Source organism: Neorhizobium sp. SOG26 (assembly GCF_003491345.1).
GTDB classification, from domain to species: Bacteria; Pseudomonadota; Alphaproteobacteria; order Rhizobiales; family Rhizobiaceae; genus Neorhizobium; species Neorhizobium turbinariae.
In genome coordinates this window covers 208,754-220,753 of sequence record NZ_CP025512.1, presented here as the reverse complement: position 1 = coordinate 220,753, position 12,000 = coordinate 208,754, and the positions used below count along the sequence as shown (strand labels likewise).

The window sequence follows — 12,000 nt, the reverse complement described above, 5'->3', positions numbered from 1 at the left end:
TCTTCGTCCTCAAACTCTAAATTTGCATCTTCGTGATATCGAGATAAGCGGAGACGATCTTGTCGCGGAGCGCGGTTGCCGTCTGCAGCGACTGCTGGGCCTCAAGAACGGCGTCCACGACTTCGCGCGTGTTGGCCTTGCCCTGGATGGCCTTGAAGGACATGGCTTCGGCGCCCTTCAGGCTCGTCATCGTGTCGGTCGCCATGTTGCCGAGAACAGTGGCGAAATCCATGCCAGGAGCCTGGCCGGGGGTCGCACCCGGCGTGCCCATGAGGGAGCTTGCCGTCTTGCCGATCTGATCGACACCGTTGGAGCCGGTGAGCGAAGCGATGCTTTGGATCTGGTTAATCATTGTGCGGCCTTCAGCAGGTCAATCGTTGCAGCCACAAGTTCGCGGGTCTGCTTGATGGTTTGGAGATTGGCTTCGTAGGAGCGGTTGGCTTCCCGCATGTCGGCCATCTCGATGAGCATGTTGACGTTCGGCACCTTGACCATGCCGCGTTCATCGGCCGCCGGATGAGCCGGGTCGTATTCCTCGATGAACTTCGACTTGTCTTCGCCGAGCTTCTTGACCTCGACGAGATCAACACCGCTTGCCCGGTCGAGCTCGGACCCGAAGGTGATCGTCTTGCGACGGTAGGGGTCGGCGCCTGGCGTGTCGCCCGTGGAGCGGGCGTTGGCGATGTTTTCCGAGACGATACGCAGGCGGGTGGCCTGCGCTTCCAGGCCGGAGCCTGCAATCTTGGAAGCGGCTGAAAGCGGATCCATTTGCTTCTTACCTTCTGACTGTCAGCAGCATCATGCTGTGAAACGACTTCACGAGACCTGCACCTAATTCGTATTGACGCTTGATTTCGCCCGTCTTGGTCATCTCCGCGGTGAGCGAGACGGTGTTGCCCGATTCCTGTACGCCGATTTCCTGGTTGAGCTTCGACTCCTTGATGTCGATTTCGTCGCTCATCGAGTTTGTGGCGATATGGCCCGGATGCGTGCGCGCCATCGCCATGTTCTGGGTCTTGTCCAGAACCGCGTCGAAAGGCGTTACATCCTTGGCCTTGAATTTCGGGGTGTTGGCATTGGCGATGTTGCCCGCCACGACCTCCTGACGAACCGATAGCCACTGAGCTTGACGACCGGCCAGAGCAAAGAGTTCAATCGAGGACATATGCTTTCTCCATCATTTGACTGGAGAGTAGCCTCGTAACCTTGCGTCGGACTTACGGGCTTGCAGCGCCGTTGTCGGTGTAAAGCTGGCCCGTCGAAGTAATGATCACCCAGCGGCCATCGCGTTGCTCGAGCGTTGCGAGCTTGCTGTTGTCAGGCAGGATCGAGCCGACCTGAACCATATACATGCCGGAGCCGTCTTCGATGAGCGCACGGCCGTTCGCGACGTGCAGGAGGCGGAATTCGCTCTTGCCGGGGAACGGCTGTTCCTCGCGGAAGGCACCGTTGTCGCGTGCCTTGCCGAGCGCCGAGGTCGTTGCCGTGGTGAGCTCGTCCATCGGATCGGGCGCGGTCAGACGATCGTCCTTGGTGCTGTCGGTCATGGCAAGCGGCGAAACGCTGACCACCGGGCGGCCATTGCCGGGCGGCAGGTCGCGGGTGCGGTCCATGGCTTCCGGGCGGATACCGAACTTGTCTTCGTTGAGGAAGACGTACCAGGGAAAAAATGCCGCAGCTGCGGCCAGCGCCACGCCGGTTGCGGCAAGCAGCGTGTCGCTGAGGCGCGAGGAGCTTGCTTCGGGCTTTTGAGCTGCAATCTTGTCTTCGGACTGTTCCACGCTCATGTTCCTATCTTCTCGCTGCACCCGGCTGCATGCCACCCTGCCCCGCCGCAGCGCGGAGGGCATTGGCTAGATCTCCATAGGCATCTGCTGAAGGGCGCTCGCCCGGCGTCTGCTTCAGGACCTCGTAGATGATCGGGACCTGCTTGATCGCCATGTCGAGATCCGGATCGCTGCCCGGGCGGTAACCGCCGATGAGGCGCAGGTCGCGCGTTTCCTCGTAGCGGTGGACGAGCGCCTTCAGCCGCGACACCAGCTTTTCCTGGTCGTCGGTCCAGGCCTTGCGGGCGAGACGCGAAATCGAGGCGAGCGGGTTGATCGGCGGATAACGCCCTTCTTCCGCCAGCGAACGATCGAGCACCAGGTGCCCGTCCAGGATGCCGCGAACGGAGTCGGCGATCGGGTCGTTGTGGTTGTCACCGTCGACGAGGATCGAGATGATCGCGGTGATCGTCCCGGCACCCTCGACGCCCGGCCCTGCCCGCTCCAGGAGCCGCGGCAGTTCCGTGAAGACCGAGGCCGGATAACCGCGCGCGATCGGCGGTTCGCCCGATGCGACGGCCACTTCGCGGATGGCGTGGGCAAAACGGGTCACGCTGTCGGCGATGAACAGGACGTTCTGGCCCTGGTCGCGGAAGTGTTCTGCGATCGAGATCGCCACCAGCGGCGCCATCTTGCGCAGCATCGGGCTTTCATCGCTGGTGGCGACCACGGCGATCGACTTCGCCATGTCTTCGCCAAGCGTATCCTCAATGAATTCGCGTACTTCGCGGCCACGTTCGCCGACAAGCGCGATCACCACCTTGTCGAAGGCTTCGGCGCGCGCCAGCATTGACAGGAGCGTCGACTTGCCGACGCCCGAACCTGCGAAAATGCCAAGACGCTGACCGAGGCAGAGCGGCGAGAAGATATCGATGGCACGCACGCCGGTCTTGAACCCGGTCTCGACGCGGCTGCGGGTCATGGACGGCGGCGCAGTCGCCGCAATCGGGCGCGGATGAAGCCCACGACCAATCGCTCCCTTGCCGTCGATCGGCTCGCCGAGCGAATTGATGACGCGGCCACACCAGCTTTCATCCGGGGCGACCCGGAACGCACCCTTGCGGATCACGGTGTCGCCGATGCCGATCGGTTCGCCCGGTTCGATTGGGCAGACATAGACCACGTCCTGCTCGACGCGCACGACTTCCCCTAGGTGAATGCCCGAGGCGCTGCGATGCGCCACGAATTCGCCAAGCCGTACATGCTTCGAAAGACCGGCCACGGTATAATGACCGGCTGCGATCGCCCGGACATGGCCGCCATAGGCCACCGAGACGGCGGGATCGGCATAGTGCTTCGCAAGTGTCGCGAGCTGTGCCAGCTTTCCGCCGTTGACCGCATTGAGGATAGCCGCTTCCATCATGGTGGGCTCACGTCCTTACGCTTAGTTGGAACCGCCGAGGGTCCGGATGGCCTCGTTGAGCGCGGACTCGCTGTCGCGCATCAGAGCCGAGATGCTCTCGAAGGCGCGATTGACCTGGATGAGCTGCGTCATCTCGCTGATGCCATTGACGTTCGACTGCTCGACATAACCCTGGGCGATCGAGTTCTCGATGCCTTCCACAACCGGCTGCGGGTTATCGACGGGGATGACCCCTTCGTTCTCGTAGCGGATGAAGCCCTTGGTGATGTCGGCCGTGAAGAGGCCAAGCGTCGCGACCGGCTGGCCGTTCTGCAGGATGATGCCGTCAGCGCCGATGGTCGGCGGGCCGGCGTCGCGGTTGAGCTGGATCGGCGCACCGCCGGCATCCATCACGGCATAACCGCGAATAGAGCGCAGCTGGCCGTTCTCGTCGATCGTGAAGCGGCCGTCGCGAGTGAGAACCTGGCCAACCGGCGTGTCGATCGCGAAGAACGCCTCGCCCTTGATCGCGAAGTCGAGCGGGTTGCCCGTCTGCTGCAGCTGGCCGGTGCGGGTCGAAAGATAGTCGTTGCCCTGGGTGACGAAGGCGACCTTCGCGTTGAGGTCGTTGCGCGTCTTGCTCAGCACCTCGTCGAACTTCACTTCCGTGGCACGGAAGCCAACGGTGTTCATGTTCGCCATGTTGTCGGCGATGGTGTTCAGGCGACGCTCGAGCGCAATCTGGGATGACACGCCGACATAAAGTCCGGATTGCATATCATTTGCCTCCGAGTTTCAGTTTGTTGATGGAAATGAGAAGGTCCGTCGAAATGCCGTTCGACGGAGCGTTGAAGGCGGCCAGCGGATCGTAGTTGTCCGATGGATTGTTCATTTCCCACATCGCTGCAAAGCGCTCGAGGAACTTGGCGACCTTCTTCGGATCCTGGAAATCGGGGATGTTGACGACTTCCTCGATGTATTTTGCCTGGCGGTCGATGTCGGCGCCGGCGATCTCGCTCGGCATGCCAAGTGCGGTACGCACGACTTCGGCAAGCGCATCGTCGGCGAGGATTTCCATGCCGGACTTGATGGTGGGAGCGGTGCGCTCGAAATAAAGCGCCAGGCGCACGCCCATGTTTTCGGCGCCGGCTTCTTCTTCGAGCGTCTGGCGCTGGAACTTCTCGACGACCGCCTTCTGGGCCTTGTCGAAGCTCGTCGCGGCCGCGCCGAAAGCAGCAAAGTTCAGCGACTCGACCAGCGACTTGTAACGCGGATCGGAAAGCTTGTTGGCGAAGTCGGCATCGTCATCGACGCCTTCCGTCAGCACCTTGCGGATGAAGGCCTTGGCATAAGCCATGTCTTCAAGACCGTGTGCCTTCAGCGCATAGTTATAAAGGCGCGTGTCGGCCATGAAGTCGTCGATGGTCTTGATCGAGCCGATCTTCGACAGATAGTACTCGGTCTCGCGCGCTACATCCGGTTTCTCGGCGACCCGCGCCAGCGACTTCGGAAGGTCGCGGCTGATCATCGTGTAACTTGTATAGGTCGTGATCACTTCTAGCTCACCCAAGGTCCGCGGAAGCGGCGGACAGCGCCCGGCAACCGGCAGTCCGGTCCCCAATCGTCGCGGAAGCTATCTGTGAAGACTTGTGCGAGGCTGGCCCTTTGCCGATGCCGCCAACGAGGTCCGACAATCAGCCTCACGCAAGCCAGAGCCCGTATTCCCCGAAACAACGAACACGATCGGGCACAGGTACGCGATGAATATTGTTATTGGATTTGTCATCACCGTTGGCTGTATTCTCGGCGGCTTCATGGCGATGGGCGGTCATCTGGACGTCCTGTTCCAGCCCTACGAGCTGGTGATCATCGGCGGTGCGGGTCTCGGCGGCTTCATCATGGCCAACCCGATGAAGGTGGTGAAGGATTCCGGCAAGGCACTGGGCGAAGCCTTCAAGTATGCGGTGCCGAAGGAACGCCATTACCTGGACGTTCTCGGCGTCCTGTATTCGCTGATGCGCGACCTTCGCACCAAGTCCCGCAACGAGATCGAAGCGCATATCGACAACCCGGATGAATCCTCGATCTTCCAGACGGCACCGACCGTTCTGAAGAACAAGGAACTCACCGCGTTCATCTGCGACTATGTGCGCCTCATCATCATCGGCAACGCCCGCTCCCACGAGATCGAGGCGCTGATGGACGAAGAGCTCGACACGATGTTTGCCGACAAGATGAAGCCGTACCACGCGATCACTGCGATGGGCGACAGCTTCCCGGCCATCGGTATCGTCGCGGCCGTTCTCGGCGTCATCAAGGCCATGGGCAAGATCAATGAGTCGCCTGAGGTTCTCGGCGCTCTCATCGGCGCCGCGCTCGTCGGCACCATGCTCGGCATCATCCTGTCCTATTCGGTCTGCAACCCGCTGACCTCGCAGATCAAGATCGTTCGCACCAAGCAGCACCGCCTGTTCATCATCGTCAAGCAGACCCTGCTCGCCTACATGAACGGCTCTGTCCCGCAGGTCGCGCTCGAATACGGACGCAAGACGATTTCCAACAAGGAACGACCCTCGATCGACTCGGTCGAGCAGGAAATGATGAATCCTGGTGGTGAAAAGGCAGCATGATCATGATGAATCAGGCAATTCAAACCGGCGCACCCGGAATGGACCTCGCGCTTCTCGCAAAGCTCACGGGTGGCCTGGGTGACAAGCGTACGGTCGAGCGGATCAGCGGCGACTTCGCCCAGCTCTATTCCGAATTCCTGCCGGACGTCTTCCACAGCGAGACCGGCATCCGCATCGAATGCTCCTATGCCGGCTGCACCTCCGGCCTGATGGAAGACCTGGTGGCCGATCTCGGCGACAACTTCGTGCTGACGGACGGCGCCCTGCGCAACTGGTCGCCCAACTTCGTGCTTGCCTGCGGTAGCAGCTTCATCATTGCCCTGATGGAACTGATGCTCGGCGCCGCACCTGGCAACATCTCCCAGCCGGAAGATCGCCCGCTGTCCGACATCGAGCTCGACCTTGCTGTCATGGTGTTCGACCGGATCGCCAGCGTGCTTCGCTCCGGCGTCAATGCGCCGGGCGGTTTCGAGGCAAGCCTGGAGCGTCCCTACAATGCCGAAGATCGTCCTAAGGCCGATGATCTGGCACGGCCGGAATTCGGCGTTGCGATCCGCATGACGCTCGGCTTCGGCTCGATCAAATCCAATTTCGCCCTGGTGATCCCGCAGCGCGCCTTCCTCAAGACGAAGGTTGAAGCGCCAAAGGCGAAGAACCAGCCGGCAAAGACCCAACAGGAATGGACGGATCGCGTGCAGGACCAGGTAAAGCGCTCGCAAGTCACGCTGGAAGCCCGCATCCGGCTCCAGAACCTGACGCTTGGAACCATTTCGCGGCTCGCCGCGGGCGACGTCATCGCCTTCCAGGACCGGGGCGACGTCAAGGTGCAGGTCAGCGCCAACGGCCGTGACATGTATTCCTGCGAGTTCGGCCGCGCCGGCGAGCAGTACATGGTTCGCGTCAAGGACAACATCAGCACGGATGACGAAATCCTGCAGCACCTGATCGGCTAAGGCAGCTTCCGGCTGCTCTCGGATCGGCGTCGAGGGCAGGCTGACGCAAGTTTCAACAGGAATAATGACCGCATGGCTACGAAGAAGACACCTCTCACCGAAGACGACTCGCTGATGCCGCTCGGCAATGAGAACGAGCTGGATCAGGCAATCGACGATCTGCGCGGCGTGTTGAAAGCTGACGCCACCGGCGATGCCCCGGCCTTCGATGCCGATTTCAACGCAGCTCCGGCCGGCGACTTCTCCGCCGACGCGGGCTCCTTCGGTGGCGGCTTCGAGGCTCCGGCCGAAAACTTCGACGCTTCGCCAAGCCTCGGCGGCAGCGATTTTGGCGCAGGCAGCAGCTTCAACAGCGCGCCGGCCGCCGCACCTTCCTACCAGCCCCCGGGCAGCGCGCTGAACGCCAATCTCGACCTGATCATGGATATCCCGATCGATGTCGAGATCGTCCTGGGCACCAGCCGCATGCAGGTTTCCGGCCTGATGAGCCTGGAAGAAGGCGCAACGATTTCCCTCGACAAGAAGATCGGTGAACCTGTCGAGATCATGGTGAACGGCCGCCGCATCGGCAAGGGCGAGATCACCGTATTGGAAAATGACGACACGCGTTTTGGCGTGAGACTGACGGAAGTGCTGAGCACGAGAAGAACCTGATCCCGGTGTATGGGACAGGAGAAGGAAGACCATGATGGACTTTGAGGATTTCGGTGGCGGCGCGCTTTCAACGAAGCCGCTGTCGCAGGCCGAAAAAGCGGCGGCTGTGCTCCTTGCCATGGGCAAGGGGGTCGCTGGCAAGCTTCTCAAGTATTTTACCCAGAGCGAACTGCAAAACATCATCGCCTGCGCTCAGGGGCTCAGATCAATCCCGCCGGACGAGCTGCTCGAGCTCGTGAATGAATTCGAGGACCTGTTCACCGAAGGAACGGGTCTCATGGACAATGCCGCGGCCATCGAGGACATTCTCGAAGCCGGCCTGACGCCGGAAGAGGTCGACGGGCTGCTTGGTCGCCGTACCGGGTTCGAGAGCTACGAAGCCAGCATCTGGGATCGCCTCGGCGAAGCCGACCCGGTCTTCGTTGGCCAGTTCCTGTCGCGCGAACATCCCCAGACGGTCGCCTATATCCTCTCGCAGATGCCGTCGAGCTTTGGCGCCAAGGTTCTCCTTCAGCTTCCCGACAACCGCCGCGCCGACATCATGAACCGCGCCGTCAACATGAAGGAAGTGAGCCCGAAGGCCGCCGAGATCATCGAGAAGCGCGTGATGGAACTGGTGGCAGCGGTCGACGCGGAACGCGCATCGAACGGCTCCGCGAAGGTTGCCGAACTGATGAACGAGCTGGAAAAGAGCCAGGTCGATACCTTGCTCACCTCGCTCGAGACGATCAGCAAGGAAGCCGTCAACAAGGTTCGCCCGAAGATCTTCCTGTTCGAAGATCTCCTCTACATGCCGCAGCGCAGCCGCGTTCTGCTGCTCAACGACGTGGCGGCCGACGTGCTTACCATGTCGCTGCGTGGCGCGAGCGAAGAGATCAAGGAATGTGTGCTCTCGGCGATCAGCCCTCGCCAGCGCCGCATGATCGAAAGCGACCTTGCCGTCCAGCCGGCAAGCCTCAACCCGCGCGAAGTGGCCATGGCTCGCCGCGCGGTTGCCCAGGAAGCCATCCGGCTTGCAACCTCCGGCCAGATCATCCTCAAGGAAGAGAAGCCGGCCGAAGCGGCCTGATCAAAAAGTTAATGCACGAGGAAGAGAACGGAGCGGGCTTTGTCCCGCTCCGTTTTCGTTTCGGCCGACGCTTGGATTTGCAGCTTCTGGCCCCCGAAGGCGCGAAACCCACAGTCTTTTTGTTGACTCGATTCGCGGCTACGGGCGGTTTCGCTATCATGGGGGTGTAACGGCGGCCGATTCGTTGTGCCACGTCCTCCAACACGAAGGTCGATTGGTGCCCGCACGTGGCTGACGACGATAAAGACAGTAAAACAGAAAACCCTACCGCCAAAAAGCTGGCCGACGCGGCGGAGAAGGGTAACGTTCCGGTATCGCGAGAGGCGACGCTTTTTGCCTCGATCCTCGCCTTCTATGTCTTCCTCGTCTTCTTCATGCCGTCCGGCATGGCGAAAATGGCCGAGACGCTGAAGGATCTGTTCGAGCAGCCGGACCAGTGGCGGCTTGAAAACGCAACCGACGTGGTTTCCTTGAGCGTCCACCTCGGCTGGGCGATTTCCGCCTTCCTGCTGCCGCCGATGGCGATATTCATCATCTTCGGTCTCGGGTCCGCCTTCGCGCAGAACATGCCGTCCATGGTGCTCGAACGCGTGCGGCCGCAGGCATCGCGCCTGTCGCCCATGAAGGGCTTCAAGCGCATCTACAGCCTTCCCGGCTTCATCGAGTTCTGCAAGTCGATCTTCAAGATCCTCGTCGTCTCGCTGATCATGTATTTCGCCCTTCGCAGCGAATATTTCGCGGCGATCGAGGCCATGCTGTCCGATCCGCAGGTCATCTTCGTCAAGCTCGACGGCATCGTTCGCAAGATGGTGGTCGTAGTGATTCTGGCCGCCGGCCTGCTGGCCGTGGCCGACGTCATGTGGACGCGGTACCACTGGTACCAGCAGCTGAAGATGACCAAGCAGGAGGTCAAGGACGAATACAAGCAGTCCCAGGGTGACCCGGTCGTCAAGTCGCGCCAGAAGTCGGTTGCCCGGGATCGCGCCCGCCGCCGCATGATCAACAACGTGCCGCGCGCCACGCTCGTCATCGCAAACCCGACGCACTATGCGGTGGCGCTGCGTTATGTGCGCGAGGAAAACGACGCTCCGGTGGTTGTTGCCAAGGGCCAGGACCTCATCGCGCTCAAGATCCGCGAGATTGCAGAAAGCAACGGAATACCCGTTTTTGAAGATCCGCCACTCGCCCGCTCCATGTTTGCGCAAGTCTCGGTGGATAGTGTCATCCCACCTGCCTTCTACAAGGCGGTGGCAGAACTCGTGCATCGGGTCTACGCAGCCCGATCGCGCCAGAAACGGACACGCTGAGCGTCATGATGAAAAGCGCCTTTTCCGCGGAACGTGAAGAAATCGTCGCCAAGGCCCTCAGCCCGGTGGCAACAGAATTGCGCCTGCTCGACGCAGGCGATCTTATCTCGCTCTTACGTCTGGAATGCTACAGCAGCCTTGCCGATCTCGTTTCGTCGGCAGCCGAACTGTATTTCCATCCCGGCACGGTAAGCTTCGGCGCCGGCGGCGAATACAAGCTGGAATGGGGCGGCAAGCCGGAGGTCGTGCTCGATCTGGAGATCAAGCCACGTGGCGTTTCTGTTTACGCTCGCCTGACGCTTGCCGACCAGATTGCTGGCGTCGAGATCGACCACATCGCCTTCCATGAGCCCTCCGACGATCCGGATGAGAACACGGCTTTCCTGGCGCAGACGCTGCAGGACGCCAAGTTCGTCAAGATGAGCGCAACGCAGTAACAACTGTCGTCGCCCCACCCCTCAATCATCAGTGGATGTAACCGAGCCGGATCGCCTTGGCGATCGCCTGGATGCGGTTCACCGAGTCCAGTTTGATCGTTGCCGATCCGAGATAGGCATTGACGGTGTGGACCGACAGCCCGAGCTTTTCGGCGATTTCTTCGCTGATGCGGCCGTCCCCCGCAAGCTGCAGGCAGGCGATCTCGCGCTCGCTGAGCGTCTCGGCCGGCACGCTGCGTCGCTCGTCTAGCGCCAGCAGGTCCATCATCACCTGGCAGCTGCGCACATGCTGGTCGATGATGACATCGCTGGTCAGATCCAGCGTGGTTGCCAGGAACGTCACATAGCCGTTGCCGAGCGCGCCGAGGCGCACCGGGAAGGCAACGCCGGAGAACGGCACGGCATCGGCGCCGAGGCGGCGCGTGAGCGGCGAAAACTCGCCGGCTTCCGCAAAGGCGGTGTTCTCGGAGCCGTTCCAGATCAGGGGAAGAAGCGAGAGCTCAATGTGGTCGAGCATGACTTCGCCAAAGGCGTTGATCAGCTGCTGCCCGGATTCCAGCGTTCCTGTCGCCCAGTTGTCCAGTTCGCAGACCAGCTTGCGCTTGTTGGGCAGCCCTGCCCCGGCGATCCGAAAGACGGCAAAGTTGCGCGCCTTGAGGCTCTTCTGCATCGCGATCAGCTTGGGAAAAATGTCTGACCGGCTCGAAGCGCGCTGGAGACGCAGATACTGGATACTCCCAGGTCCCTCTGCCGTACCGCTCCGCGAATAACTCATTAAAAGTCTAAGCCCCTATACCAGATTGTTCCGGACTGCGTAGGCAATCGCTTCCGAGCGTGTCTTGGTTGCAGTCTTGCGCATCACGCTCGTGATGTAGTTGTTGATGGTGTTGCGCGAGATGCCGAGGATGACCGCGATCTCGTCGCTGGTCTTGCCTTCGGCGATCCAGAAGAGACATTCCAGTTCACGCTCGGTCAGTTCGAAGTCGCGTTCGGTGCGGTTGTCGGTCTCGTCGCCGAAGCTTGTGCCATAGGCGGCAAGCAGCCCCACTTCCTTCAGGCGCTCCTGGGAGAGGATGATGCCCTCGAGGAACAGCAGCATCAGCGAGAAGCGCGCGCGGCCCACGCAGAAGGTCAGCGAACAGTATTGGCGGCTGATGTCGTCAGGAAGCGTCACGTCGTCCGGCAGCAGCGAGAAGCTTGGGGTCAGCAGCGATAGACACTTTTCAAGTTCGGTGGAGCGGGCGTAACCGCTGGCGAGCTCGGAGCCCAGGCGGCGGACAAGATCGAAGGGCCAGTTGGAGGTGACGATGAAGTCGAGGCCCTGTTCCTGGATCAGGTCGTAGCGCGCCAGGAGAAAATGAGAGGCGCCTACATAGTCAGCCAGTAGGCGCATGACCGCCTGCACGTTGTTTGAACCTGCGACTGCCGCCAAACGCCGAACCAAATGCTCTCTCGAGAGAACCCGGGAACCGGGCGCTTCCATCCGAATCCGCCCGACTGCCGCTTTGTCTACCCCCGACAACTCCATCCGTCTTCCGCTCCTTGCTGTCTCGTGCGGTATCTGAGTGCACGCTCACAGCCGTTTCGATCGACGCACAACTATCCCAAATGCCGAACGATCCAATTGCGAACATAAAGCGGCTACAATTGATACAACCGTTTCGTGTTACCGCTGATGATCGTTCGACAGACCCTACTCTCGCGGACCCTCGGATTTACCATGCGAATCATAGTCATTTTAGAAAAGGCTACCGCAAATACCATTGGGCTTACGGACTAAAT

The 12,000-nt window shown here is 60.8% G+C and carries 15 protein-coding genes; 6 read left to right on the top strand and 9 right to left on the bottom strand.

All coding sequences use genetic code 11. The features are described from left to right. Positions 1-16 precede the first annotated feature (16 nt). From CYG48_RS01080 to CYG48_RS01050, 7 genes are read right to left on the bottom strand one after another with little or no spacing between them, the layout of a single operon-like run. Positions 17-352, bottom strand: a complete 336-nt coding sequence (locus tag CYG48_RS01080; RefSeq protein ID WP_118848695.1) for a flagellar hook-basal body complex protein FliE — start codon at positions 350-352, stop codon at positions 17-19. Next, a complete protein-coding gene (gene flgC / locus CYG48_RS01075) occupies positions 349-768 on the bottom strand; it encodes a flagellar basal body rod protein FlgC (protein ID WP_118848694.1) in 420 nt (139 codons plus the stop codon). The genes CYG48_RS01080 and flgC overlap by 4 nt, the downstream gene beginning before the upstream one ends. A 7-nt stretch (positions 769-775) precedes the next feature. Next, positions 776-1,165, bottom strand: coding sequence for a flagellar basal body rod protein FlgB (gene flgB / locus CYG48_RS01070; RefSeq protein WP_118848693.1), 390 nt, complete (start codon positions 1,163-1,165; stop codon positions 776-778). 52 nt (positions 1,166-1,217) lie between these two features. Continuing rightward, on the bottom strand, positions 1,218-1,787 hold the full coding sequence (locus tag CYG48_RS01065) for a flagellar protein (RefSeq protein WP_118848692.1): 570 nt from the start codon (positions 1,785-1,787) through the stop codon (positions 1,218-1,220). 4 nt (positions 1,788-1,791) lie between these two features. Next, positions 1,792-3,189, bottom strand: coding sequence for a flagellar protein export ATPase FliI (gene fliI, locus CYG48_RS01060; protein WP_118848691.1), 1,398 nt, complete (start codon positions 3,187-3,189; stop codon positions 1,792-1,794). A gap of 21 nt (positions 3,190-3,210) precedes the next feature. After that, positions 3,211-3,945 carry a flagellar basal-body rod protein FlgF gene (flgF, locus tag CYG48_RS01055; protein WP_118848690.1) on the bottom strand — a complete coding sequence of 245 codons (735 nt, stop codon included), beginning with the start codon at positions 3,943-3,945 and terminating at the stop codon, positions 3,211-3,213. Position 3,946: 1 nt separating this feature from the next. Then, positions 3,947-4,723, bottom strand: a complete 777-nt coding sequence (locus tag CYG48_RS01050; RefSeq protein ID WP_118848689.1) for a DUF1217 domain-containing protein — start codon at positions 4,721-4,723, stop codon at positions 3,947-3,949. 205 nt (positions 4,724-4,928) lie between these two features. Between CYG48_RS01050 and motA the strand changes: the two genes are divergently transcribed. From motA to CYG48_RS01020, 6 genes are all read left to right on the top strand, one after another. Next, positions 4,929-5,798: a flagellar motor stator protein MotA gene (motA, locus tag CYG48_RS01045; RefSeq protein ID WP_118848688.1), complete on the top strand. Its 870-nt coding sequence runs from the start codon at positions 4,929-4,931 to the stop codon at positions 5,796-5,798. After that, positions 5,795-6,751 (top strand): FliM/FliN family flagellar motor switch protein, encoded by a 957-nt coding sequence (locus CYG48_RS01040; protein WP_118848687.1) that lies wholly within the window; start codon positions 5,795-5,797, stop codon positions 6,749-6,751. Before motA ends, CYG48_RS01040 begins: the two co-directional genes overlap by 4 nt. 72 nt (positions 6,752-6,823) lie before the next feature. Continuing rightward, positions 6,824-7,405 carry a flagellar motor switch protein FliN gene (gene fliN / locus CYG48_RS01035; protein ID WP_118848686.1) on the top strand — a complete coding sequence of 194 codons (582 nt, stop codon included), beginning with the start codon at positions 6,824-6,826 and terminating at the stop codon, positions 7,403-7,405. Positions 7,406-7,436: 31 nt separating this feature from the next. Beyond that, on the top strand, positions 7,437-8,474 hold the full coding sequence (gene fliG / locus CYG48_RS01030; protein ID WP_118848685.1) for a flagellar motor switch protein FliG: 1,038 nt from the start codon (positions 7,437-7,439) through the stop codon (positions 8,472-8,474). A gap of 227 nt (positions 8,475-8,701) precedes the next feature. Then, positions 8,702-9,781, top strand: coding sequence for a flagellar biosynthesis protein FlhB (gene flhB / locus CYG48_RS01025; protein WP_118848684.1), 1,080 nt, complete (start codon positions 8,702-8,704; stop codon positions 9,779-9,781). Positions 9,782-9,786: 5 nt separating this feature from the next. Further along, positions 9,787-10,218, top strand: a complete 432-nt coding sequence (locus CYG48_RS01020) for a hypothetical protein (protein ID WP_118848683.1) — start codon at positions 9,787-9,789, stop codon at positions 10,216-10,218. A 28-nt stretch (positions 10,219-10,246) separates the two neighbouring features. Here the strand turns inward: CYG48_RS01020 and visR are convergent, their stop codons facing one another. Both visR and visN read right to left on the bottom strand, forming a co-directional pair. Then, entirely contained in the window at positions 10,247-10,993 is a 747-nt protein-coding gene (visR, locus tag CYG48_RS01015) for a transcriptional regulator VisR (RefSeq protein WP_118848682.1), read from the bottom strand. A gap of 15 nt (positions 10,994-11,008) precedes the next feature. Beyond that, positions 11,009-11,701, bottom strand: a complete 693-nt coding sequence (visN, locus tag CYG48_RS01010) for a transcriptional regulator VisN (RefSeq protein ID WP_245450370.1) — start codon at positions 11,699-11,701, stop codon at positions 11,009-11,011. Between the last annotated feature and the right edge of the window lie 299 nt (positions 11,702-12,000).